Source organism: Nonomuraea sp. NPDC005983 (genome assembly GCF_040614375.1).
In the GTDB taxonomy this organism is placed as follows: domain Bacteria; phylum Actinomycetota; class Actinomycetes; order Streptosporangiales; family Streptosporangiaceae; genus Nonomuraea.
In genome coordinates, this window is the sequence record NZ_JBEXUP010000102.1 from 1 (window position 1) to 22,745 (window position 22,745).

Sequence of the window (22,745 nt, forward strand, 5' to 3'; positions counted from 1 at the left end):
GGGCGAGGACCAGCCGGTCCAGTTCGCCGGGCACGCCGGCCTGGTGCCGGCTGGGCGGCGCGGGCTCGGCCTGTGCCTGCTGCTCGCGGACCTCCTCGTCCGTCCCCACGAAGGGCGGCCGTCCGCAGAGCACCTCGTACAGGACGCATCCCAGCGCGTACAGGTCGGCGGCCTGCCCGCCGCCCCCGTCGGCCTGCTCGGGCGCCTGGTAGCGGACGTCGCTCCCGGGCCGGCCTGCCAGCCCGAATCCGACGATCTTCAGCACCCCGCTCCCGGCGCGGCGGAAGCTGTCGGGGCCGATCTGCCCGTGCACCACGCCGGCCCGGTGGGCCGCGTCGAGCCCGGCGGCGGCCTGCCCCACGAGGTCGCACGCCTCGACGACCTTCAGCGGCCCGCGGGCCGCGACCTCCTCGCCCAGGCTCAGCCCGGTGAGGAACTCCATGACGAGGTACGGCGCGCCCTCGTGGTCGCCGACGTCCAGCACCATGGCCACGTTCGGGTGGATCACCTTGGCCACGGCCTGGGCGTGCTGTCTGAGCACCTCGCGCGTGGCCCCGCCGGCGACCTTGGCGCCGAGCACCTGCACGGCCACGGTCCAGTCGGCCCGCGTGTCGTAGCCGCGCCACACCTCCCCCATCGGCCCGCTGCCGATGAGCTCATCAAGCCGGTACCGGCCGGCGACCAGCGACGGCGTCGCGTCGGACATATCCCCGCCAATATCTCCAGAAAGACGGCACTTTCCGACAACCTTAGGCCCACAATCACCCCACCCGTCCCGCTTCACTCAACCGATGGGCGCCGACGCGGGTCTGCTACATGAACGGCGGGTGCCACCAGATCACGGCGTTCAGTACCAAGATCCAGCGCAGGAGCAGAGTACGTCGCCCTCCTCGACAGGCGGACACTCGGGGCGTTCCGGCGCCACCCCTACATCCTTCGATGTACGCGCGAGCCGTACCCGAGGGTGATCGGCAGGGGTGGGGGACGTGGTGGGATGGGGAAATGCTGATTCCCACATAGCAGGACAGGGTGCCGGCGGCGGCCGCGTTCGCCGCGGGACCGCTCCCGCACCACGTGGGCGCGTGTGCAGGGGTAACCACCCCGGAACGGGCGAAACTCCAGGTGGGCGCCCTAACATGAGCCACCCTCAAGATCGACGGTTCAGGCACGCGTCAGCGTGCCGTCAGCGAGATCCTTCAGAACTCCGTGTCCGGCACCAAGAGGAATTGTTGTGATGCCCGAATCATTGACGCCGTCGGGAGTGAACCGGCGCGCCTTCCTTTCCCTTGCCGCCCTGTCCGGCCTCGCCGCGGCGTGCGGCACGGGCACCGGCGACGCCCCGGCATCACCCAAGCTCGACTTCGCCAACCCCCTGCACGTGCCGCCACTGCTGCGCCCCGAGCGGGCCAAGGACGGCACGCGCCGCTTCACGCTGACCCTGCAAGCCGGCCAGAGCCGGATCCTGCCCGGCAAGCAGACCCCCACGTGGGGGTTCAACGGAGACTTTCTCGGGCCCACGCTGCGCGCCGCCCGCAGCGAGGAGATCCACATGACCGTTCGCAACCAGTTGGGCGAGGCCACCACCGTGCACTGGCACGGCATGCGTCTACCGGCCAAGATGGACGGCGGCCCCCACCAGACCATCCAGCCCGGCGCCGTCTGGACGCCGCACTGGACCATCGACCAGCCCGCGACCACCGCCTGGTACCACCCGCACCCCCACGGGAACACCGCCCAGCACGTTTACCGTGCCTGGCCGGGATGTTCATCATCGACGACGACCGCACCCAGGACCTGCCGTCCGACTATGGCGTCGACGACATCCCGCTCATCGTGCAGGACAAGAAGTTCGCCCCGGACGGCTCCTTCGACGGCGACCCGCACAAGGGCACCTTCGGCATCCTGGGCGACCACATCCTGATCAACGGCACCTACAACCCCCACCTGAACGTCACCACCGAGCGGGTCCGCTTCCGGCTGCTCAACGGGCTCCAACGCCCGCATGTACACTCTCGCCTTCGCCGACAAGCGCCGCTTCCAGGTCATCGGCACCGACGGCGGTCTGCTCCACGCTCCGGTCGAGGTCGAGCAACTCGCACTCACCCCCGGTGAGCGCGCGGAGATCGTCGTCACCTTCGCCGCCGGCGAGCAGGTGGTGCTGCGCAGCGCAGACAACGGCGTCGACATCGGCTCCGGTGACTTCGACCTGCTCAAGATCATCGCCGCCCCGCGCTTGAAGCCCTCCCCCGCCGTACCGTCCCGCCTGGCCCCACTGACCCCGATCACCCCTCCGCAGGGCGCCACCGTGCGGCGTTTCACCCTCAACGGTCATGACGCCATCAACAGCAAGGAGATGGACATCGGGCGCATCGATGAGGTGGTACCTGCGGGTGCTGTGGAGATCTGGGAGATCGAGAACAACGTCTACAACCACAACTTCCACATCCACGAGGTGGCCTTCCAGATCCTGGACGTCGGCGGCGAGCCGCCGCCCGCCTACGCCACCGGCTACAAGGACACCGTCTATGTCCCTGCCAAGAGCCTGGTACGGCTGGCGGTGCAGTTCGGCCGGTTCACTGATCCGGCTGCGCCGTACATGTATCACTGCCACATCCTCCGACACGAGGATCTCGGCATGATGGGACAGTTCGTGATCGTCGAACCCGGCACCGAATCGCAGATCAACCGCACCCTCCCCGTCCACTAAGGCTGGAACATCTCGCGGGCGTAGGGCCGTACGGTCGGCGTCGGACACCTCCGGACAGCACGGAGGGCGGGAAGCCGGCAGCTTCCCGCCCTCCTTTCGCGTGCGTCAGGCCGTGGCCGGTTCCGGCGCGCGCAGCGCCTGGCCGGACGGCGCGTCGTCCAGCGGCTGCGGCGGAGCGTTGAAGACGGCCTCGTCGAGACGGCCCTCCGAGCGCGCCACCAGCACCGGGACGACCATCTGGCCGGCGACGTTGGTAGCGGTCCTGATCATGTCGAGGATGGGGTCGATGGCCAGGAGGAGGCCGACGCCCTCCAGGGGCAGGCCCAGGGTGCTCAGCGTCAGGGTGAGCATGACGATCGCCCCGGTGAGGCCCGCCGTCGCGGCCGAGCCCACCACGGAGACGAAGGCGATCAGCAGGTAGTCGCCCACGCTCAGGGGGACGTTGAAGACCTGGGCGACGAAGATGGCCGCCAGCGCCGGGTAGACGGAGGCGCAGCCGTCCATCTTGGTGGTCGCGCCGAACGGCACGGCGAAGGAGGCGTAGTCGCGGTCGACGCCGTTGCGCTCGATCGTGACCCGCTGCGTCAGCGGCAGGGTGCCGACCGAGGAGCGCGAGACGAACGCCAGCTCGATGGCGGGCCAGGCGTTGCGGAAGAAGGTGACGGGGTTGACCTTGCCGAAGACGGCGAGCAGCGTCGGGTAGACGGCCAGCAGGACGATGAAGCAGCCGACGTAGACACCGACGCTGAACTTGGCGAGCGGGGCCAGCAGATCCCACCCGTAGGTGGAGACGGCCTTGCCGATCAGCCCCGCGGTGCCGATGGGGGCCAGGCGGATGACCCACCACAGGGCCTTCTGCACCAGTTCGAGGACGGAGCGGCTGAGGTTGAGGAACGGTTCGGCCTTCTCGCCGACCGCCAGGGCCGCCGCGCCGAGGACGATCCCGAGGAACACGATCTGCAGGACGTTGACCTCGGTGAAGGACGTGACGATGTTGGTCGGCAGGATGCCGGTCAGGAAGTCCAGCCAGGTTCCGGCGCCCTCGGTGTCGACCGGCTTGGCGGCGGAGGTGTCGAGCGTGACGCCCTGGCCGGGGTTGATGATCAGGCCCAGGCCGATGGCGAAGGCCACGGCGATGAACGCGGTCGCGAGGAACCAGAGCAGGGTCTTGGTGGCGAGCCTGGCAGCGCCGTTGACGTTGCGCAGGTTGGCGACGCTGACGAGGACGGCCGTGAACACCAGCGGCGGCACGGCCAGCTTGAGCAACTGGACGAAGATCTTGCCGACCTGGGTCAGCGTGTCGGCGAGCCAGGTGACGTCCCAGATCTTGGCGACGAAGCCGAGCGCGACGCCGAGGACGAGGCCCAGCAGCAACTGCAGGGAGAAGGTGAATCTCTTCACGGGAGGAAGCTCCGGAAGTAAGGCACGCCGAAGCCACGGCATGCGGGGTGAGGAGTTGGCGGTGGGGGGACGGTGGTCAGCGACAGAGAGAACCGTGCAACCGGCACAGATCGATGTGCAGCCGCTCAACGAGCCACACGATCGTTGGGTAAAACCTCACGAGCCTTGCCAACACCCCGCAAACCGGGGGGTATTCCCGTAAAAAGATGTGATCTATGTCACTTTCAAGAGGCCAGCTCCCTGACCTTCTCCAGCAGCCTGACCCGGTCCTCGTGGGTCGCGCCGAGCGGCGTGACGTTCAGCGTGGTCACCCCGGACTCGCGCATCGCCTGGATCCGATCGCGCACGAACCCCTCGCTGCCGATCAGCGACATCCGCTCCAGTAGCTCGGCCGGCACCAGCGCGGCGGCCTCCTCCTTCTTCCCGTCGAGGTAGAGGTCCTGGATGCGCTCGGCCTCCTTCTCGTAGCCGTACCGCCTGGCCAGGTCGTTGTAGAAGTTCCTGCCCTTGGCGCCCATACCGCCGATGTACAGCGCCGCCGCCGGGCGTCCGAACTCCAGCAGCCCGGACACGTCGTCGCCGATCGCCAGCGGCGCCTGCGCGATGACGTCCAGCTCGCCCAGTTCGGGGTCGCGGCGGGCCTTCCCGGCCGCCAGGGAGGGTCCCCACACGTCCGCGGCCTTCTCGGGGACGTAGAAGATCGGCTCCCAGCCCTCGGCCAGCTCGGCGGTCAGCTCGACGTTCTTCGGCCCGATGGCCGCCACCACGATCGGGATGCGCGGCCGCACCGGGTGGTTGATGAGCTTGAGCGGCTTGCCGAGCCCGGTGCCCTGGTCGGGCGGCAGCGGCAGCGTGTAGTGGCGGCCCGCGTGGCTGAGCCGCTCGCGCCGCCACACCTTGCGGCAGATCTCGATGACCTCGCGGGTGCGCCCCAGCGGCGCGGTGTACGGCACGCCGTGGAACCCCTCGATCACCTGCGGCCCGGAGGCGCCCAGGCCCAGCGTGAACCGGCCGTCGGAGACGTAGTCCATCCCGGCGGCGGTCATCGCCAGCAGCGTCGGCGTCCGCGAGTAGATCGGCAGGATGCCCGAGGCGATCTCCAGGCGTTCGGTCTTGGCGGCGATGTAGCCCATCTGGCTGACCGCGTCAAAGCTGTACGCCTCGGCCACGAAGACGATGTCCAGGCCCGCCTTCTCGTAGTCGGCCAGTTCGGCGACCGACTCCTTGAAGCCGCCCGAGTAGTTGAGTGCCATACCGATGCGCATGCCGGGCTCCCGATGAACCGAACGATATTCCGTTTGGGACGCCAACAGGCTAGCGCGTCGGCGTGTCGGGCTGCGAGCGGCTAGCCTGGTCCGGATGCTGAAACGCGTTGTCGTCGCCGTGTCCGCCGTTGTCGCCGTGACTCTGGCGGGGCACCAGCTCGTCCCGGCGCTGGGCGGTTTCACCCCGGTCATGGAGAGTGTCCTGCCCTGGATCGGCTGGCTCGTCCCGATGCTGCTTGTCGCGGCCGTGATCGCCAGATCGACGGCGGCGACGGTCGCCGCGCTGGTGCCGGGGGTGGTGTGGGCGGCGATGTTCGGCTCGGCGCTGGTGCGCTCCGCGCCCGGCGGCCCCAGCGACCTGGCCGTGGCGACGGTGAACGTGGGCGTCCGCAACAGCGCCTCGGGCGAGGCGGTGCGCGTCATCGCCGACAACCTCGACCTGCTGGCCGCCCAGGAGCTCACTCCCGGCGGCCCGGCGGCCAAGGAACTCAACAAGATGTTCAAGTACCACTACCAGGTCAGCACGGTCGGCCTGTGGAGCCGCTATCCGATCAGCCAGACCAAGCCGCTCGACGTCGGGCTGGGCTGGCCGCGGGCGCTGCGGGCGGTGGTGTCCACCCCCAAGGGCAAGGTGACGGTGTACGTGATGCACCTGGCCTCGGCGCGTCCCGGCATGACGGCCTCGCGCGACGCCTCGCTGGCGCACGCGCGCCGACTCGTCGACGCCGACGCGAGCGCCCGCATCCTGCTGCTCGGCGACCTCAACACTGCCACCACCGACCGGGGCATGCAGGGCCTGACTCCCCCGCTGACCGACGCGCAGACCGAGGCGGGCGACGGGTTCGGCTTCACCTGGCCGTCCCGCTTCCCGATCACCCGTCCCGACCACATCCTGTTCAAGGGGATGACGGCCACCCGGGCGGGCGTGGCCCCCGCGACGGGCAGCGACCACCGGGCGGCGGTCGCCTCACTGCGCCTCTAGCCTGCGCAGGTCCTCGGGCGTGTCGATGTCGTCCGGATCACCTGGGCAGGGCACCTCGGTGACCAGGTCCGGGTGGGCGCGCATGAAGGGCCTGGCGCCCACGTCCCCGACGGCCAGCTCGGCCACCTCGGCGAAGTGGCGGCGGGCGATCAGCACGGGGTTCCTGCGGCGCCCGTCGTAGGTCGCCACGGCCAGCTCGGCCCCGCTGGCGATCAGGGCGCGCACCGCCTCCGGCCGCACGAACGGCTGGTCCACCAGGGCGACCACCACCGACTCCGCGTCCGGCGGCAGCGCGGCCAGCCCGGCCCGCAGCGAGGAGCCCATGCCGGACTCCCAGTCCGGGTTGCGGACGGTCACGGCCCCGCGCACCTGCACCGTCGCCGCGCCGAGCACCACCACGACCGGATGGCAGCCGCCCTCCTCCAGCAGCCGCACCCCGCGGTCCACCAGCCGCTCGCCGCCGTACTCGATCAGCGCCTTGGGCCTGCCCAGCCTGGCGCCCCCTCCGGCCGCCAGCAGCAGCCCCGCCGCCCGTGCGCCTCTCACGGCGCCTCGTGGTGGATCTCGTGTTGGATCTCGTGGTGAATACGGCCGGCGGTGTGTGTGAGAGGACTTCCTGAGCCGCCCCAGCGGAGCTGGATCAGCTCGGCGGCGATCGAGATCGCGGTCTCCTCGGGGGTGCGCGCGCCCAGGTCCAGGCCGATGGGCGATCTCAGGCGGGCCAGCTCGGGGTCGGTCACACCTGCCTCGCGCAGCCGCGCGAGCCGGTCCTCGTGGGTACGGCGGGAGCCCATCGCGCCGACGTAGCCCGCGTCGGTGCGCAGCGCCACCTCCAGCAGCGGGACGTCGAACTTGGGGTCGTGGGTCAGGACGCAGATCACCGTGCGCTGATCAACCTGCACCGACGCCAGGTAGTCGTGCGGCCACTTGACCACGACCTCGTCGGCGTCGGGGAAGCGCTTGTGGGTGGCGAAGACGGGCCGGGCGTCGCAGACGGTCACGTGGTAGCCGAGGAACTTGCCGACCCTCGCCACGGCGGCGGCGAAGTCGATCGCGCCGAACACCAGCATCCGGGGTGGCGGGGCGAAGGACTGGACGAACACCGACAGGTCGTCCAGCCGCCGCTCGCCGTGGCCGCCGTAGCGCCTGATGCCGGTCAGGCCCTGGGCGAGCATGCCGCGGACGTCGTCGTCGGCCGCCTCGTCGAGCCGGCCCGTGCCGAGGCTGCCGGAGGAGCGGCCGGGCCAGATGACGCGGCGTGAGCCGACCTCGCCGGGGCCGGAGACGATGGTGGCGACGGCGACGGGCTCGTGCGCCTCGACGGACGCCGCGACATCCCCCAGTTCGGGAAATGTCTCGATGGAGATGGGCTCGACGAGGATGTCGATGATGCCGCCGCAGGTCAGGCCCACGGCGAACGCGTCGTCGTCGCTCACCCCGTACCGCTGCAGTACCGGCGTGTCGATCTCGGCGGCCAGCTCGAACACCGCGCCCTCCACGCAGCCGCCCGACACGCTGCCGACCACCTCGTCGCCGCGCACCGCCATAGCCGCGCCCGGCGGCCTGGGCGCGCTGCTGAACGTGCTCACCACGGTCGCGAGTCCGAACTTGAGCCCCGACTTCCACCAGCGCATGATCTCGGGCAGCACGTCACGCATGTGCGAGCCTTTCGCTGAGTTCCTCGTACGCGGCCAGGCTGTGCCCGGCCACCAGGTCGTCCAGGTACGGCAGGGCCGCCCGCATGCCTCCGGTGAGCGGCTGGAAGTCCTCGTACCCCTTGTGCGGGTTGACCCAGATCACCCGGTACGCCTGCCGGGACAGCCGGGCCATCTGCGTGCCCAGCAGCGCCGGGTCGCCCCGCTCCCAGCCGTCGGAGGCGACCACCGCGATCGCACCCCTGGCGCTGTACCTGGTGAGGAACTCCCTGAGCTCCTCCCCCAGCCGGGTGCCGCCGCTCCAGTCGGGGATGGCCCTGGACACCTCGTTCAGCGCGGTGCCCAGGTCGCGGTGCCGCAGCTCGGCGGTGACCGAGGTCAGCCTGGTGCCGACCGCGTACACCCTGGTGGCCCTCGGCTCGCTCCTGACCAGCGCGTGCGCGAACCGCAGCAGCGTCTCGGCGTACGGGGCCATCGAGCCGCTGACGTCCACGAAGAGCACGACCTTGCGCGGCCGGGTGGTGTGCGTCCGGTGCCGCAGCCTGGCGACGTCGCCCTTGCGCAGCGCCTCCCTGATGGTGCGCCGCTGGTCCATCGCGCCGCGGTGGGCGCTCTCGAAGCGCCGGGACCTGCGCCGGGCCCGCCCGGTGCGCAGCATCGACAGCATCCGGTGCACCTCGGCCCGCTCGGCCTCGGTGAGGCCGGCGACGTCCCGGTGCCGCAGGACCTCCGCGCGGCTGGCCGCGGCGGGCGCGACCGGCGACTCGTCGCCCTCCTCACCGTCGCCGCCCGCCGCGGTGTGCCTGGTGACGGTCGTGGTGCCCGCGCGCTGCCGGCCCGCCTTCTCGCCACCGAAGTACGCGGCGAAGCACCGGTCGTACCGGGGCAGGTCGTCGGGGGTGGCGCAGAGGGTGAGCCGCCCGGCCCAGTAGACGTCGCCGGGCTTCGTCACGTCCAGGTGGCGCAGGGCCCGCAGCAGGTTCTGGGTGCGCTCGTGGTCGGCGCCGACACCGGCCGCGCGGAGCGTCCTGGCGAAACCGGTCATGATGCCGGTCATGGAGCCGGTCACGCTGCCGGTCATGGTCGCGGCGGGCTCAGCCATGCCGCAGCAGCCCGTTGCCGAGGACGGTCTGGACGTCCTCGCGGTATTTCAGCGCCGCGCCCAGCGTGGCGGCGGCGCGGTCCGGGTCGAGCTCCTGGGCGCCCAGTGTCCGCAGCGCCTCGGTCCAGTCGAGCGTCTCGGCCACGCCGGGCGGCTTGACCAGGTCGGCCTGCCGCAGCCGCCCGGCCGCCGCGGCGACCTGCGCGGCCAGCGCCTCGCTGCAGCCGGGCAGGCGGCGCAGCAGGATCGCCACCTCCCTGTCGAAACCGGGGTGCTCCAGCCAGTGGTAGAGGCAGCGCCGCTTGAGCGCGTCGTGCACCTCGCGCGTCCTGTTGGACGTCACCACCACGACGGGCGGCGTGCCGGCCTTGACGGTGCCCAGCTCGGGGATGGAGATCGTGAAGTCGGAGAGCACCTCCAGCAGGAACGCCTCGAACTCGTCGTCGGCCCGGTCGATCTCGTCCACGAGCAGCACGCTGGGCTGCGTCTCGATCGCCTTCAGCAGCGGCCTGGCGATGAGGAACCTGCGGTCGTAGATCTCCCCTTCGAGCCTGCCGACGTCGGTGATCCCGGCCGCCTCGGCGGCCTTCAGGTGCAGCAGCTGCCGCGCGAAGTCCCAGTCGTAGAGCGCCTGGGCCGCGTCGAGGCCCTCGTAGCACTGCAGCCGGATCAGCGGCGCGTCCAGCAGTTCGGCGAGCGTCTTGGCCAGCTCTGTCTTGCCGACGCCCGCCTCCCCCTCGAGGAAGAGCGGCCGCCCCATCCGCAGGGCCAGGAAGGCCGCCGTGGCCAGCCCTTCGTCGGCCAGGTAGGCGTACCGGTCGAGCAGCTCGATGAGCTTCGCCGGCGACTCGATGTCCGTTGCCGTGATTGTCCGCCCCAGCACGCCTTCAGGCTACGCGCCCCAGCGTGATGGCGATATTCACCACACCTACAGAAAGATTCACCGCATGCGCGGAAGGATTCGTCGCACCCGCAGAAAGCCCGAGCCGGGGGTTGACCGGTGGCGCGAGGCCGTCTCGCGCCGCCCGCGTCAGACGTCTCTGGCTTCGCCGCGCTCGTGGATGAGGGCCTCGAGTTCGGCCGTGGCCTGGCGGGCGCGGGCCTTCTCCGAGCCCTGGATGCCCATGGCGCCGACGGTGCGGCCGTCGGAGAAGTCGATCCTGGGCCAGGGGTCGCCGACGAGCAGGGTGACGTCGAGGACCTCTGGCCAGGTGTAGCGGTAGGTGCGGATCGCGTTGACGACGGTGATGCCCTCCTCGTCGGCCTCGACCCGCACCCGCCCCAGCAGGTGCAGGACGAACGCCACCAGGCAGCCGAACACCACCAGTCCGATCCGGTCCGGCAGCTTGAACGGGTCGGCGATGAAGACCGCCATCACGACGGCGCCCAGCACGACCAGCACGGCGAAGCCGTACGCGACGAAGCGCCCCCGGCGCGGACGCCAGGTGACGGGCAAGGGTGGCGGTTTCACGGGCTCTGGCACAGATCAAGAACCTATCGCAGGTCAGGTGAGGTTCCTCAGCAGGAGGGCGGTCTCCAGCGCGGCCATGGTCGACTCATAGCCTTTGTCCTCCTTGCTGCCCGGCAGCCCGGCCCGGTCGAGTGCCTGGTCGAGCGTCTCGCAGGTGAGCACGCCGTTGCCGACGGGGGTCTCCTCGTCGAGCGAGACCCGGGTGAGCCCGGCCGTCACCGCGTCGCAGACGTAGTCGAAGTGCGCTGTCTCGCCCTTGATGACCGCGCCGAGCGCCACCACCGTGTCGTAGCGTCGGGCCAGCGCCTGGGCGATCACCGGGATCTCCAGCGACCCCGGCGCCCGCACCACGGTGGCCTCCGCGCCGCTGTCGGCGCAGGCCTGCAGGGCCCGCGCCACCAGTTGATCGGTGATCTTGGCGTGCCAGCTCGCGGCCACCACGCCGACCGTCAGGCCCGCGGCCTCCACGACCGCGACCTGGGGCCGTCCCGCCCCGCTCATGACGCCTCCGAGATGTCGTGGCCGAGCCGCTCGCGCTTGGCCTTGAGGTACCGCTCGTTGTGCGGGTTCATCGCCACCGGCATCGGCTCGCGGCCGAGCACCTTGATGCCGTAGCCGTCCATGCCCTTGAGCTTGGCCGGGTTGTTGGTGAGCAGCCGCACCGACCGCACGCCGAGGTCGGCGAGCATCTGCCCGGCGTTGGAGAACTCCCGCGCGTCGACGGGCAGCCCCAGCTCGACGTTGGCGTCGACGGTGTCGCTGCCGTTGTCCTGCAGGCTGTACGCCTTGAGTTTGGCGAGCAGGCCGATCCCGCGCCCCTCGTGCCCGCGCAGGTAGACCACGACGCCGCGGCCCTGCTCGGCGATCGCCGCCATCGCGTGGTCGAGCTGCACGCCGCAGTCGCAGCGCAGCGAGCCGAACACGTCGCCGGTCAGGCATTCGGAGTGGGCGCGGACCAGGACGTTCTCACCGTCGCCGAGGTCGCCGTAGACGAGCGCGATGTGCTCGCCGCCGTCGAGCGCACTGGCGTAGCCGTAGGTCCGCCACATGCCGTACCTGTTGGGCAGCGCGGTCTCGGCGACCCTGGTGACCATGCTCTCGGTGCGCCGCCGGTAGTCGACGAGCTGCTCGATCGAGATGAGCGCCAGGTCGTGCTCGTCGGCGAAGGCGCGCAGCTCGGGCAGCCTGGCCATGGTGCCGTCGTCGTTGACGACCTCGGCCAGCACTCCGGCGGGGCTCAGCCCGGCGAGCCTGGCCAGGTCGACGGCCGCCTCGGTGTGGCCGCGCCTGGCCAGGACGCCGCCTTCGTGGTAGCGCAGCGGGAAGATGTGCCCCGGACGTACCAGCTCGTACGGTTCCGTGGCGGAGTCGGCCAGCGTGCGGATGGTCTTGGCGCGGTCGGCGGCGGAGATGCCGGTGGACACGCCGTCGCGGGCGTCGACGCTGATCGTGTACGCGGTGCGCATCCGCTCCCTGTTCTGGAAGACCATCAGCGGCAGCCCGAGCCGGTCGAGCTCCGCGCCCTCCATGGGCACGCAGATCACGCCGCTGGTGTGCCTGATCGTGAAGGTCAGCAGGTCGGGGGTGGCCTTGGCGGCGGCGAAGATGATGTCGCCCTCGTTCTCCCTGTTCTCGTCGTCGACCACCACGACGGGTCTGCCCTCGCGGATGTCGCCGATGGCGCGCTCGACCTGGTCGAGCGTGATCGGGTTCACGACGCCACCGCCACCTGCGGGGACGTCTCCCGCGTTGTCCTGTATTCCTTCAGCCATTTCACGAATCCGATCACGACGAGCAGGAAGAACACTCCGTAGACGGCGCCGGAGACCACCAGCCCCGAGCTGAACGCCAGCGGCACGCCGACCAGGTCGACGGCCACCCAGATGATCCAGAAGTCGACCAGCGCCCGGCCCTGCGCCCAGGTGGCGACGGCGCTGCCGACGAAGATGTAGGCGTCGGCGGCCACCAGGAACCCGCCCTCGGGCAGCGGCACCTTCGCGCCCCACGACAGGTCGGCCGCGTAGAACAGCACGCCCACCAGGGCCGTACCCAGCAGCATGGCCGCGATGTAGCCGGTCCGCTCCCGGAACGTAGCCGGGCGGACGGCCAGCCGCGCGCCGCCCTGCGTACCGCGCCGCCAGGCCCACCAGCCGTAGATCGCCAGCGCCCCGAACAGCGCCTGCTTGAGCGCGTTCCCGGTGATGTGGACGCTGATGGACGCGATGAACAGCAGCACCGCCCCGGTGAACTGCACCGGCCACGTCCAGAGCGACTTGCGCATGGCCAGCAGCACCGTGGACAGCGCGGCGATGTTGCCGATCAGGTCGGTCCACCGTACGAACGCGCCGAACACTTCGAATCCGGCATCAGCCCAGCTCACTGCCCGGTCACCAGCCTTTCCACGTACTTCGCGATCACGTCGACCTCGATGTTGACGACGTCGCCCACCTGGCGCTCGCCCATCGTGGTGACCTCGAGCGTGGTCGGGATGAGACTCACGCCGAAGCTTTCGTCGTCAACCGTGGTGACCGTGAGGCTGATTCCGTCAATGGCGATCGAGCCCTTCTCCGCGACGTAGCGGCTCAGCGTGGCGGGGAGGGAGAAGCGCAGGTTGTCCCAGTTCTCGCCGGGTTCCCTGGACAGCAGGACGGCGGTGCCGTCGACGTGGCCCTGCACGATGTGGCCGCCGAGCCGCTGGTCGGCCCGGACGGCCCGCTCCAGGTTCACCGCCGAGCCCTCGGCCAGGGCACCCAGGGAGCTGCGGTCGAGCGATTCCTTGATCACGTCCACGGTGAACACGTCGTCCTCGACGTCCACCACGGTGAGGCAGACGCCGTTGACCGCGATCGAGTCGCCGTGCCCCGCGTCGGAGGTGACGACCTTGCCGCGTACGGACAGCCTGGCCGAGTCGCCGACCGGGCGGACGGCGATGACCTCGCCCTTTTCCTCGATGATTCCGGTGAACATTCAGCTCTCCCTGAGGGTGTGGGGTACGGGCCGGGCGGTCAGCCGGAGGTCCGGCCCGATGGGGGTGATCTCGTCGAAGGCCAGCCGGTGGGTGTCGCTGATGGTGGGCACGCCCGCGTCGCCGAGGGCGGCGGGGCCGGAGCCCAGCAGCGCCGGGGCGAGGTAGGCGACGACGCGGTCGATGAGGCCCGCCCGAAGGAACGAGCCCGCCAGCGCGGGGCCGCCCTCCAGGAGGACCGTCACGAGGTCGCGCCGCGCCAGCTCCTTGAGCAGGGCGTGCAGGTCGAGGCCGCCGTCGCGGCGGGGGACGCGCAGCAGGTCGGCGTGGAGGGCGGTCTCGGCGTCGTCGGCGACCGCGACGAGCGTGGGCGCCGCTCCGTCGAGGACGCGGGCCGAGGGCGGGGTGCGCCCACCGGAGTCGACCACGACGCGCACCAGCGGCCTCACCGCATGGCTGCTGGGCGGTGGGGCCACCGGGCGGGCGGTCAGGTGGGGGTCGTCAGCGAGGACCGTGCCGACGCCCGCGATGATCGCGTCGGAGGCGGCGCGCAGCCGGTGGACGTCCGCCCTGGCCTCCGGCGAGGTGATCCACTGGCTGGTGCCGTCGGCGGCGGCCGAGCGGCCGTCGAGGGTGGCGGCGAACTTCCAGGTCACGTACGGCCTGCCGAGCCGGGCGAAGGTCAACCAGGCGGCGTTGACCCGCTCGGCCTCGGCGGCGAGCACCCCCGACTCCACCTCGACCCCGTTCGCGCGCAGCCGCGCCGCGCCGCCCGCGGCCTTGGGGTTGGGGTCGGGGACGGCGAGGACCACCCGGGCCACGCCCGCGTCGAGCAGCGCCCGGCTGCACGGCCCGGTGCGGCCGGTGTGGTCACAGGGTTCGAGTGTCACGTAGGCGGTGCCGCCGCGGGCCCGCTCGCCCGCCTGGCGCAGCGCGACGACCTCGGCGTGCGGGCCGCCCGCGTAGGCGTGGAAGCCCTCGCCCGCGACGTCTCCCGCGGCGTCGAGGACGACGCAGCCGACGACCGGGTTGGGGCTGGTGCTGCCGAGACCGCGCGCGGCCAGCTCGACGGCCCGCGCCATGTGCGCTGGGTCACGCGCTGGGTCATGCGCAGGGTCGCGGTCGGGTGACTCCACCCGGGGCCTCCTACTCGCCAGTAGCTCCAAGCCACGGCGGGCCCCGGGGGTCCCGCGGTGCGAGTACGCACCACAGGGGGCATCCGGCTCGACACCGGACGCCCGCGCGCTTCCTCCCATCCGGACTTTAACCGTCGGTCCCGGAATTCCACCGGGTCAACCGGCCGATGGCATCGGCCGGGTCGCGGACTGTCACCGCCGGTTCGGACTTTCACCGACCCCGGAGCACGCTAGCTCTTGTTCACGTATCAGTCTGCCACGCCCCAAATCATGCGCGCGACCACCCCCGGCTTCGGATGTCAGGCGGCCGACAGGCGGCGGGCACGGCGGGCGGCCGGGCTGTAGCGCACCTGCTCGGGCACCAGGTGGAGGCCCGTGTGGAGGGTCCTGAGGGTGGCCGTGGCCCACAGGTCGCCCACCGGGGTCGCCGGGAGGCCGTAGAGCCTCCTGGCCCAGCGCGGCAGCGTGGCGAAGGCGAGCAGTGTCACGGCCGGCAGCGCCGGTCTGAGCGGGGTGAGCAGCAGTGGCAGCGGCGCGTTGAGCGACAGGCGCAGCGGGTGCGCCGCCTCGGGGACGAAGCGCAGGCCCGGCCGCTCGGCGTCGATGTAGTCGCGCAGCTCGGCGACGGTGCCGGGGACGGAGTCGCGGTCCAGCCCGACCACCTCGGCGGCCTCGCGCCACTCGGCCACGAACCGGTCGGCCTCCTCGTCGGAGAGGGGGACCCCGGCGCGACGGGCCACCGACAGGTAGGAGTCGACCTCGCCGACGTGCACCCAGCGCAGCGCGCCGGGCTCGTCGAGGCGGTAGCGCTCGCCGGTGTCGGGGTCGTGCGCGGTCAGCGTGGCGTGGATCTTGCGGACCCGGCGTCCGGCCCGCTCGACCTCGGCCCGCGTGCCGTAGGTTCGGACGCGGACGAACTCGGTGGTACGCACGAAGCGCGACCACGCCTCTTCCGGGTTCATCAGCGCGGAGTTCTGCAGCACCCCGCGCATCGCCCTGGGGTGCAGCCCCTGCATCAGCAGGGCGCGGAGGCCGCCTACCAGCAGGATCGGTTCGCCCATCACCCGCCAGGTCACCGAGCCGGGCCCGAACAGCCCATCGTCCCTCACATGTCGGCAGTACCCCGGCAGCGGCCCCTCCATGTCATGACGATGTCCTGTTTATTTCGCGATTCCGTGATAAAGCAGGCAACACCTCGGAGCATCTTGGCACTCCTCTCCATCGCAGGTCAACGGATGTTGAGGCACGACCGTATCGACTTTCTACAACGAAATCGCGAAAGCCCCCGAAGGCATTGCCTAAGGATGATGACCTCTGTAAATGTGCCATGAGGCCTGAAAAACCCTCTTTCTGTCACATTGCCTTGGGGGCCCCGACCCGATGACGACACCGACGTCCACCGCACCCACGATCGACGCGGCGTCCGTGGCGGAAAGTCCGGACGCCGTCGGCCGGTCTCCCGGCCAGCTCATGTGGCTCAGGTTCCGGCGCGACCGCACCGGGATCGTCTCCGCCGTGATCGTGATCCTCTTCTTCCTGGTCGCCATCCTTGCGCCCGTTATTTCCGCTTTGTACGGAAAAGACCCGTATGCCCTTTACGGGCAGGACACTCCGGGGCTGCTGAACGACTACGGCTATCCGATCCAGCCGAACGGCGGCATCAGCTCGGAGTTCTGGTTCGGCATCGAGCCCAGCCTCGGCCGTGACGTGTTCACGCAGCTCATCTACGGCATCCGCACCTCGCTGCTGATCGCCGTGGTGGCCGCGATCCTCACCACGATCCTCGGCATCGTGGTGGGCATCGTCGCCGGGTACGCCGGAGGCAAGACCGACTACTTCGTCGGCCGGTTGATCGACCTGACACTGTCGTTCCCGCAGGTGATCTTCATCATCGCGTTCACCCCCGTCGTGGACAGCCTGCTGGTGCCCTCCAACGAGGAGACCCCGGTGTGGCTGCGCGCGGTCACGCTCACGATCATGCTCACCCTGTTCGGCTGGGCCGGGCTGGCCCGGCTGCTGCGCGGGCAGGTGCTGTCGATGCGCGAGCGCGAGTTCGTGGAGGCCGCCAAGGTGACCGGCGCGTCGCCGGCCAGGATCGTCTTCAAGGAGCTGCTGCCCAACCTGTGGACGCCGATCCTCATCCAGTCGACGCTGCTGCTGCCCGCGCTGGTCACCTCCGAGGCGGCGCTGTCGTTCCTGGGAGTCGGGATGGGCGAGCAGGTGCCCGACTGGGGCCGGATGTTCCTGCGCGCCACCCAGGTCTACCAGAACGACATCACGTATCTGATCTTCCCAGGCGTCGCCCTGCTCGTCTTCGTGGTCGCCTTCAACCTGCTGGGCGACTCGGTCCGCGACGCCTTCGACCCCAAGATCAAGCGTTAGAGGAGAACCATGACATACCCCAAACGGTCGGCTTCCGCGCTCCTGGCCGCCGCCTCACTGGCGCTGGTCAGCGCCTGTGCGGCAGGGAACCAGGGCGCTCCATCGGGAGCCCCCGCCAGCGCGGGCGCCTCGTCCGCCCCCGCGGCCGCGACCTACAAGCCGGCGCAGATCTCGCTCGGCACCGCCGAGGACTCCAAGGGCCCCGCGATCCCGCCGGAAGGCGTGGTCAAGGGCGGCACGGTCACCATGATCGACCGGGACGACTTCGCCCACCTCGACCCGGCCCAGGTCTACGTCAACACCGAGGCCAACATGGGCCTGCTCATCAACCGCGGCCTGACGGGTTACAAGCGCGTCGGCAAGGGCGAGTACAAGCTGGTGGGCGACCTGGCGACGGACGCCGGCCAGGTCTCCGACGGCGGCAAGACCTGGACCTTCAAGCTGAAGGACGGGGTCAAGTGGCAGGACGGCAACCCGATCACATCCGCTGACGTCAAGTGGACGATCGAGCGGATGTTCGCCCCGTTCATCACGTTCGGCCCGCAGTACGTGCAGGCGTGGCTCACTGATGTGAACTACAAGAAGGCCTACCCCGGCCCGTACGGCGGCAAGGAGCTCGACAACATCGAGACCCCTGACGACAAGACGGTCGTCTTCAAGTTCAAGACGCCGCACGCCGACGCCAACTACGCCTTCGCCATGGCGGGCTACAGCATCGTGCCCAAGGCCAAGGACACCAAGGAGAAGTACGACAAGGAGCCCGTCTCCTCCGGCCCGTACCTCATCAAGTCGCACGTGGTGGACAAGTCCATCGAGCTGGCCCGCAACCCCAACTGGGACCCGGCCAGCGACCCGATCCGCGGCGCGTACCCGGACGTGTGGAAGATGGAGTTCGGCCAGGAGGCCCTGCAGATCTCCGACCGGCTCGAGGCCGACTCCGGGCCCGACCAGACGGCGTTCACCTTCTACGCCAGGATCCCGCCGGAGCGGCTGCAGCAGGTGCTGAACAACTCGAGTCTGGCCGACCGCCGGATGATCAGCCCGTCGCCGTACGGCAACTACTACTACTTCAACCTCGACCGGGTGAAGAACCAGAAGGTCCGCCAGGCGATCAACTACGCGTGGCCGGCCAAGCAGATCCAGCAGACGGTGGGCGGCCCCGCCGCCGCGGCGCTGCCGACGACGATCCTGAACGAGAACACCACGGTCGGCTACAAGACCTACGACCTGTTCGAGAAGACGACCAAGCCCGAGGGTGACATCGAGAAGGCCAAGCAGCTGCTGGCCGAGTCTGGCACCCCCAACCCGACCATCGTCTACGCCTACAACCAGACGCCCAACCAGGAGCAGGTCACCGTGGTGATCAAGAACGCCCTGGAGAAGGCGGGCATCAAGGTCGTCGCCAAGCCGCTGGACCGCAAGACCTACTACGACTCGATCAGCCAGACCAAGAACGAGTTCGACCTGTACTGGGGCGGCTGGGGCGCTGACTGGCCCTCCGGCTCCACGGTCATGCCGGTCATCTTCGGCCCGATCTCCGACGGCGGGCAGAACATGTCGCACCTGAACGACCCGACGGTCAACGCCGAGATGAAGAAGATCACCGAGATGTCGGACATCGACGCGGCCAACGCGGCCTGGATGGACCTGGACAAGAAGATCCAGGAGACCATCACGCCGCTGGTCGTGGCCGAGAACACCATCTCCACGATGCTGCACGGCTCCAAGGTAGGCGGCGCCGAGATCGATCCGCAGCAGTGGATCGTCTCGCCCAACACCATTTTCGTGAAGCAGTAGTGCACCGCTCCGGGCGCCCAGCGGCGCCCGGAGCATCCTTTTGGAGATCTCGTGCTTCGATTCCTCACCCGCCGCGTGCTGGGGGCCCTGGTGATCCTGGTGATCATCTCGGCGGTGACGTTCTTCCTGTTCTACGCGATTCCTGCCGATCCCGCGCGGCTGGCGTGCGGCAAGGTCTGCCCGCCCGCGACGCTGGAGCAGGCCAGGCACAACCTCGGCATCGACCAGCCGCTCATGGTGCAGTTCACCTCGTGGCTCGCGGGCATCTTCATCGGACGCGACTACGAGGGCCTCGGCCACTGCCCCGCCCCGTGCCTCGGCTTCTCGTTCGTCAACCGGGCCCCGGTGTTCGAGACCATCATGGACCGGCTGCCCGTGACGGTCGCGCTGACCATCGGCGCCGCCGTGATCTTCCTGGTCTTCGGCGTGGCCACCGGCGTCATCGCCGCCCTGAAGCAGGGCAAGGCGCTCGACAAGGTCGCCAGCGTCTCGTCGCTGGTCGGCGCCTCGGTGCAGATCTACTTCGTCGGCACCCTGACCATGTACTTCTTCGTCTACCAGATACACCTGTTCTCGCAGCCCAAGTACGTCCCGATCACCGAAGACCCGGTCGGCTGGTTCAACGGGCTGCTGCTGCCCTGGCTGGTGCTGGCGTTGATCTTCACCGCCAACTACACCAGGATGACCCGCTCCACGATGGTGGAGAACCTCAGCGAGGACTACGTCCGCACGGCCAGGGCCAAGGGCATGTCCGGCCGGAGCGTGGTCCTGCGGTTCGCCCTGCGCGGCACCCTGACCCCGATCGTCACCATCTTCGGCGTGGACCTCGGCACGCTCATCGGCGGCGCGATCATCACCGAGACCACCTTCGGCCTCCAAGGCCTCGGGCGCCTGTCCGTCCGCGCGGTCGACTACTCCGACCTGCCCACGCTGATGGCCACCGTACTGGTCGCCGCGGGCGCGATCGTGCTGCTGAACGTCGTCGTGGACGCCCTGTACGCCGTCATCGACCCCCGCGTGAGGCTGAGCTGATGTTCCTAGAAGTCAACGAGCTCACCGTCGACTTCCACACCGAGGACGGCGTCGTCAAGGCGGTGGACGGCCTGTCCTTCGAGGTGGAACGCGGCACCACGCTCGGCATCGTGGGCGAGTCCGGCTCCGGCAAGTCGGTGACGAACCTGGCCATCCTCGGCCTGCACAACCCGGAGACCTCTCGCATCTCCGGCAGCATCGCCTTCGACGGCCAGGAACTGCTGGGCTCGTCCAGGTCCACCATGGAGAAGCTGCGCGGCAACAAGATCGCGATGATCTTCCAGGATCCGCTGACGTCCCTCTCGCCGTTCCACACGGTCGGGGCGCAGATCGCCGAGGTCTACCGCAAGCACCGGGGCGTGTCCAAGTCGACCGCCAGGGACCGGGCCATCGAGATGCTGGACCGGGTCGGCATTCCGCAGCCCAAGGTCCGCGTCGACGAGTTTCCGCACCAGTTCTCCGGCGGCATGCGGCAGCGCGCGATGATCGCCATGGCCCTGGTCTGCGACCCCGGCCTGCTCATCGCCGACGAGCCGACCACCGCGCTGGACGTCACCGTCCAGGCCCAGATCCTCGACCTGCTGCGCGAGCTGCAGGAGCAGTCCGGCACCGCGATCATCCTGATCACCCACGACCTGGGCGTGGTGGCCAACACCGCGCACAACGTCCTGGTCATGTACGCGGGCCGGGCCGTGGAGCGCGGGACGATGCGCGAGGTGCTGCGCGAACCGCGCCACCCCTACACCTGGGGGCTGCTCGGCTCGATGCCGAGCCTGCACCGGCCGGTGGACCTGCCGCTCGAACCGGTGCGCGGCACCCCGCCCAGCCTGATCAACGTCCCGCGCGGCTGCCCGTTCCACCCGCGCTGCGACCACATGGAGCTGCTGGGGGCGCAGGTGTGCACCGTCGAGCGGCCCGAGCTGTCACCGCACCGCGGCCACGGCGACGCCTGCTACCTGTCCATCGCGCAGAAGACGGAGCTGCGTTCGCGCTCCGGTGAGGAGAAGCAGTGACGGACAAGCTGCTGGAGCTGTCCGGCGTCGTGAAGCACTTCCCTGTCAGGGGCGGCTTCCTGTTCAAGCACCAGGTCGGCGCCGTGCACGCGGTCGACGGCGTGGATCTGACCGTGCACGCGGGCGAGACGCTGGGCCTGGTCGGGGAGTCCGGCTGCGGCAAGTCCACCACCGGACGGCTGGCCGCGCGCCTGCTCGAACCCACCGCGGGCCGCATCAGCTACGCCGGGCAGGACATCAGCCACGCCGACCGCCGCCGGCTGAAGCCCATCAGGCCGCAGATCCAGATGATCTTCCAGGACCCGTACTCGTCGCTGAACCCCCGGCACACGGTCGGCTCGATCATCCGCGGCCCGATGGACATCAACGACATCAACCCGCCCGGCGGCAGGGAGGCCCGCGTCAGGGAGCTCCTGGAGATCGTCGGGCTCAACCCCGAGCACTACAACCGCTTCCCGCACGAGTTCTCCGGCGGCCAGCGGCAGCGCATCGGCGTGGCGCGGGCGCTCGCGCTGGAGCCCCGGCTGATCGTCGCCGACGAGCCGGTCTCCGCGCTGGACGTGTCGATCCAGGCCCAGGTGATCAACCTGCTCCAGCAGCTCCAGCGGGAGCTGGGGATCGCGTTCCTGTTCATCGCGCACGACCTCGCGGTGGTCAGGCACTTCTCGCAGCGGGTCGCGGTCATGTACCTGGGGAAGATCGTCGAGATCGGTGACAGGGAGTCGCTGTACGAGCGTCCCCGTCACCCGTACACGCACGCGCTCCTGTCGGCCGTGCCCGAGGCGGACCTCGAGGCCCCCTCCAGGGAGCGCATCCGCCTGGCGGGGGACGTCCCGTCGCCCATCAACCCGCCGTCGGGCTGCCGCTTCCGGACCCGCTGCTGGAAGGCGCAGGAGAAGTGCGCGGTCGAGGAGCCGCCGCTCGTCCAGCTGTCGGGCAACCACGACGGCCACCTGACCGCCTGCCACTTCCCGGAGGCGCCCAGCGTCCACGGCGACGACGTGGTCCTGGACCCGGCTCTGCAGTCCTGACCCTCGACCGCGGCCGGGTCAGCCTGCCGGGGCCGATGATCGTGGCGGTGAGCCCCGCACATCTGGGCGGTGACCCACCGCCCAGACCTGTCGTGCGGCGCCCGCCGCCGGGCGCTCAGTGCCGGTCGTGGCGACCGCCGGAGGGGCCGGCGGCGGCCGTCGCCAGGGCGCGTAGCGCCTCGACGGCGGCCGACGGGTCCCCGGCGCCGTAGACCGCGCTGCCCGCCACGAACACGTCGGCGCCCGCCTCCGCGCAGCGCTCGATGGTGCCGGCCGTGACGCCGCCGTCGACCTGCAGCCAGACCTCGCCGCCGTGCCGCTCGATGAGGTCGCGGGCGCGGCGGATCTTGGGCAGGACCAGGTCCAGGAACTTCTGGCCGCCGAAGCCCGGCTCGACCGTCATCAGCAGCAGCATGTCGACCTCTCCGAGCAGGTCCTCGTACGGCTCGACGGCGGTGGCCGGGTTGAACGCGAGACCGGCTCTGGCGCCGAGAGAGCGGATCTGGCGCAGCGTGCGCACCGGCGCACCGGCCGCCTCGGCATGAATCGTGACGCTGCCCGCCCCGGCCTCAGCGTACGGAGGTGCCCATCGGTCGGGGTTCTCGATCATGAGATGGCAGTCGAGCGGGATCGAGGTCGCCTTGCGCAGCGCCTCGACGACGGGCAGCCCGAGGGTCAGGTTGGGCACGAAGTGGTTGTCCATGACGTCCACGTGCAGCCAGTCGGCGGTCGGCACCGCGGCGGCTTCGTCGGCGAGCCTGGCGAAGTCGGCGGAGAGGATGCTGGGCGAGATCTGTACGGCCATG

Annotated in this window: 23 protein-coding genes and 1 riboswitch; of the genes, 8 read left to right on the plus strand and 15 right to left on the minus strand. The window is 70.2% G+C overall.

Annotated features, from left to right (window positions below):
* Window positions 1–706: serine/threonine-protein kinase (locus tag ABZ297_RS33400; protein WP_355354668.1), on the minus strand; the 706-nt coding region annotated here is incomplete at its 3' end.
* 528 nt (window positions 707–1,234) lie between these two features.
* On the opposite strand from ABZ297_RS33400, the gene ABZ297_RS33405 reads away from it, so the two are divergent.
* Together ABZ297_RS33405 and ABZ297_RS33410 are read left to right on the plus strand one after the other, a co-directional pair.
* Entirely contained in the window at window positions 1,235–1,921 is a 687-nt protein-coding gene (locus ABZ297_RS33405) for a multicopper oxidase domain-containing protein (RefSeq protein WP_355354671.1), read from the plus strand.
* Window positions 1,922–2,002: 81 nt separating this feature from the next.
* Window positions 2,003–2,707, plus strand: coding sequence for a multicopper oxidase domain-containing protein (locus ABZ297_RS33410; protein WP_355354674.1), 705 nt, complete (start codon window positions 2,003–2,005; stop codon window positions 2,705–2,707).
* A gap of 105 nt (window positions 2,708–2,812) precedes the next feature.
* Here the strand turns inward: ABZ297_RS33410 and ABZ297_RS33415 are convergent, their stop codons facing one another.
* Together ABZ297_RS33415 and ABZ297_RS33420 are read right to left on the minus strand one after the other, a co-directional pair.
* Window positions 2,813–4,108, minus strand: a complete 1,296-nt coding sequence (locus ABZ297_RS33415) for a dicarboxylate/amino acid:cation symporter (RefSeq protein ID WP_355354677.1) — start codon at window positions 4,106–4,108, stop codon at window positions 2,813–2,815.
* A gap of 224 nt (window positions 4,109–4,332) precedes the next feature.
* Window positions 4,333–5,373 carry an LLM class F420-dependent oxidoreductase gene (locus ABZ297_RS33420; RefSeq protein ID WP_355354680.1) on the minus strand — a complete coding sequence of 347 codons (1,041 nt, stop codon included), beginning with the start codon at window positions 5,371–5,373 and terminating at the stop codon, window positions 4,333–4,335.
* A 94-nt stretch (window positions 5,374–5,467) separates the two neighbouring features.
* Here ABZ297_RS33420 and ABZ297_RS33425 point away from each other — a divergent pair, with 94 nt between their 5' ends.
* Window positions 5,468–6,355, plus strand: coding sequence for an endonuclease/exonuclease/phosphatase family protein (locus ABZ297_RS33425; protein WP_355354683.1), 888 nt, complete (start codon window positions 5,468–5,470; stop codon window positions 6,353–6,355).
* Here the strand turns inward: ABZ297_RS33425 and ABZ297_RS33430 are convergent.
* From ABZ297_RS33430 to ABZ297_RS33480, 11 genes are all read right to left on the minus strand, one after another.
* Window positions 6,341–6,901 (minus strand): nucleotidyltransferase family protein, encoded by a 561-nt coding sequence (locus tag ABZ297_RS33430; protein WP_355354686.1) that lies wholly within the window; start codon window positions 6,899–6,901, stop codon window positions 6,341–6,343. The two genes, ABZ297_RS33425 and ABZ297_RS33430, sit on opposite strands and share 15 nt — an antisense overlap.
* Window positions 6,898–8,013: an XdhC/CoxI family protein gene (locus tag ABZ297_RS33435; RefSeq protein ID WP_355354689.1), complete on the minus strand. Its 1,116-nt coding sequence runs from the start codon at window positions 8,011–8,013 to the stop codon at window positions 6,898–6,900. The genes ABZ297_RS33430 and ABZ297_RS33435 overlap by 4 nt, the downstream gene beginning before the upstream one ends.
* Window positions 8,006–9,112, minus strand: coding sequence for a VWA domain-containing protein (locus tag ABZ297_RS33440; RefSeq protein ID WP_355354692.1), 1,107 nt, complete (start codon window positions 9,110–9,112; stop codon window positions 8,006–8,008). The genes ABZ297_RS33435 and ABZ297_RS33440 overlap by 8 nt, the downstream gene beginning before the upstream one ends.
* On the minus strand, window positions 9,105–9,965 hold the full coding sequence (locus ABZ297_RS33445; RefSeq protein ID WP_355354747.1) for a MoxR family ATPase: 861 nt from the start codon (window positions 9,963–9,965) through the stop codon (window positions 9,105–9,107). The genes ABZ297_RS33440 and ABZ297_RS33445 overlap by 8 nt, the downstream gene beginning before the upstream one ends.
* Window positions 9,966–10,142: 177 nt before the next feature.
* The gene (locus tag ABZ297_RS33450) at window positions 10,143–10,595 is read right to left on the minus strand and encodes a PH domain-containing protein (protein WP_355354695.1); all 453 of its coding nucleotides are present in this window, start codon (window positions 10,593–10,595) and stop codon (window positions 10,143–10,145) included.
* Window positions 10,596–10,616: 21 nt separating this feature from the next.
* Entirely contained in the window at window positions 10,617–11,084 is a 468-nt protein-coding gene (gene ribH, locus ABZ297_RS33455) for a 6,7-dimethyl-8-ribityllumazine synthase (RefSeq protein WP_355354698.1), read from the minus strand.
* Window positions 11,081–12,355 (minus strand): bifunctional 3,4-dihydroxy-2-butanone-4-phosphate synthase/GTP cyclohydrolase II, encoded by a 1,275-nt coding sequence (locus ABZ297_RS33460; RefSeq protein WP_355354701.1) that lies wholly within the window; start codon window positions 12,353–12,355, stop codon window positions 11,081–11,083. Before ABZ297_RS33460 ends, ribH begins: the two co-directional genes overlap by 4 nt.
* The gene (locus ABZ297_RS33465; RefSeq protein WP_355354704.1) at window positions 12,295–12,963 is read right to left on the minus strand and encodes a nicotinamide mononucleotide transporter family protein; all 669 of its coding nucleotides are present in this window, start codon (window positions 12,961–12,963) and stop codon (window positions 12,295–12,297) included. The genes ABZ297_RS33460 and ABZ297_RS33465 overlap by 61 nt, the downstream gene beginning before the upstream one ends.
* Window positions 12,960–13,550, minus strand: a complete 591-nt coding sequence (locus ABZ297_RS33470) for a riboflavin synthase (protein ID WP_355354707.1) — start codon at window positions 13,548–13,550, stop codon at window positions 12,960–12,962. Before ABZ297_RS33470 ends, ABZ297_RS33465 begins: the two co-directional genes overlap by 4 nt.
* Window positions 13,551–14,630, minus strand: a complete 1,080-nt coding sequence (ribD, locus tag ABZ297_RS33475) for a bifunctional diaminohydroxyphosphoribosylaminopyrimidine deaminase/5-amino-6-(5-phosphoribosylamino)uracil reductase RibD (protein WP_355354710.1) — start codon at window positions 14,628–14,630, stop codon at window positions 13,551–13,553.
* A 156-nt stretch (window positions 14,631–14,786) separates the two neighbouring features.
* Window positions 14,787–14,917: riboswitch (FMN riboswitch) on the minus strand.
* 66 nt (window positions 14,918–14,983) lie between these two features.
* Entirely contained in the window at window positions 14,984–15,793 is an 810-nt protein-coding gene (locus ABZ297_RS33480) for an oxygenase MpaB family protein (RefSeq protein WP_355354713.1), read from the minus strand.
* Between the two features lie 271 nt (window positions 15,794–16,064).
* On the opposite strand from ABZ297_RS33480, the gene ABZ297_RS33485 reads away from it, so the two are divergent.
* The 5 genes from ABZ297_RS33485 to ABZ297_RS33505 are packed head-to-tail and all read left to right on the plus strand — an operon-like array spanning window position 16,065 to window position 21,939.
* The gene (locus tag ABZ297_RS33485; RefSeq protein ID WP_355354716.1) at window positions 16,065–17,066 is read left to right on the plus strand and encodes an ABC transporter permease; all 1,002 of its coding nucleotides are present in this window, start codon (window positions 16,065–16,067) and stop codon (window positions 17,064–17,066) included.
* 9 nt (window positions 17,067–17,075) lie between these two features.
* Complete coding sequence (locus ABZ297_RS33490) at window positions 17,076–18,863, plus strand: ABC transporter substrate-binding protein (RefSeq protein WP_355354719.1); 1,788 nt, start codon at window positions 17,076–17,078, stop codon at window positions 18,861–18,863.
* A gap of 51 nt (window positions 18,864–18,914) precedes the next feature.
* Entirely contained in the window at window positions 18,915–19,895 is a 981-nt protein-coding gene (locus ABZ297_RS33495; RefSeq protein ID WP_355354722.1) for an ABC transporter permease, read from the plus strand.
* Window positions 19,895–20,908 carry an ABC transporter ATP-binding protein gene (locus tag ABZ297_RS33500; protein ID WP_355354725.1) on the plus strand — a complete coding sequence of 338 codons (1,014 nt, stop codon included), beginning with the start codon at window positions 19,895–19,897 and terminating at the stop codon, window positions 20,906–20,908. The genes ABZ297_RS33495 and ABZ297_RS33500 overlap by 1 nt, the downstream gene beginning before the upstream one ends.
* On the plus strand, window positions 20,905–21,939 hold the full coding sequence (locus ABZ297_RS33505; RefSeq protein WP_355354728.1) for a dipeptide ABC transporter ATP-binding protein: 1,035 nt from the start codon (window positions 20,905–20,907) through the stop codon (window positions 21,937–21,939). The genes ABZ297_RS33500 and ABZ297_RS33505 overlap by 4 nt, the downstream gene beginning before the upstream one ends.
* 115 nt (window positions 21,940–22,054) lie before the next feature.
* On the opposite strand, the gene rpe is transcribed toward ABZ297_RS33505, so the two are convergent.
* Window positions 22,055–22,744, minus strand: coding sequence for a ribulose-phosphate 3-epimerase (gene rpe, locus ABZ297_RS33510; RefSeq protein WP_355354731.1), 690 nt, complete (start codon window positions 22,742–22,744; stop codon window positions 22,055–22,057).
* Window position 22,745 lies beyond the last annotated feature (1 nt).

What these genes read in the sequence shown, in the direction of transcription:
- ABZ297_RS33405 (WP_355354671.1), top strand. Translation starts at nt 1,235, where the DNA reads ATGCCCGAATCATTGACGCCGTCGGGAGTGAACCGGCGCGCCTTCCTT.
- ABZ297_RS33410 (WP_355354674.1), top strand. Translation starts at nt 2,003, where the DNA reads ATGTACACTCTCGCCTTCGCCGACAAGCGCCGCTTCCAGGTCATCGGC.
- ABZ297_RS33420 (WP_355354680.1), bottom strand. Translation starts at nt 5,373, where the DNA reads ATGCGCATCGGTATGGCACTCAACTACTCGGGCGGCTTCAAGGAGTCG.
- ABZ297_RS33425 (WP_355354683.1), top strand. Translation starts at nt 5,468, where the DNA reads ATGCTGAAACGCGTTGTCGTCGCCGTGTCCGCCGTTGTCGCCGTGACT.
- ABZ297_RS33435 (WP_355354689.1), bottom strand. Translation starts at nt 8,013, where the DNA reads ATGCGTGACGTGCTGCCCGAGATCATGCGCTGGTGGAAGTCGGGGCTC.
- ABZ297_RS33440 (WP_355354692.1), bottom strand. Translation starts at nt 9,112, where the DNA reads ATGGCTGAGCCCGCCGCGACCATGACCGGCAGCGTGACCGGCTCCATG.
- ribH (WP_355354698.1), bottom strand. Translation starts at nt 11,084, where the DNA reads ATGAGCGGGGCGGGACGGCCCCAGGTCGCGGTCGTGGAGGCCGCGGGC.
- ABZ297_RS33460 (WP_355354701.1), bottom strand. Translation starts at nt 12,355, where the DNA reads ATGGCTGAAGGAATACAGGACAACGCGGGAGACGTCCCCGCAGGTGGC.
- ABZ297_RS33470 (WP_355354707.1), bottom strand. Translation starts at nt 13,550, where the DNA reads ATGTTCACCGGAATCATCGAGGAAAAGGGCGAGGTCATCGCCGTCCGC.
- ribD (WP_355354710.1), bottom strand. Translation starts at nt 14,630, where the DNA reads ATGGCGCGGGCCGTCGAGCTGGCCGCGCGCGGTCTCGGCAGCACCAGC.
- ABZ297_RS33485 (WP_355354716.1), top strand. Translation starts at nt 16,065, where the DNA reads ATGACGACACCGACGTCCACCGCACCCACGATCGACGCGGCGTCCGTG.
- ABZ297_RS33490 (WP_355354719.1), top strand. Translation starts at nt 17,076, where the DNA reads ATGACATACCCCAAACGGTCGGCTTCCGCGCTCCTGGCCGCCGCCTCA.
- ABZ297_RS33500 (WP_355354725.1), top strand. Translation starts at nt 19,895, where the DNA reads ATGTTCCTAGAAGTCAACGAGCTCACCGTCGACTTCCACACCGAGGAC.
- rpe (WP_355354731.1), bottom strand. Translation starts at nt 22,744, where the DNA reads ATGGCCGTACAGATCTCGCCCAGCATCCTCTCCGCCGACTTCGCCAGG.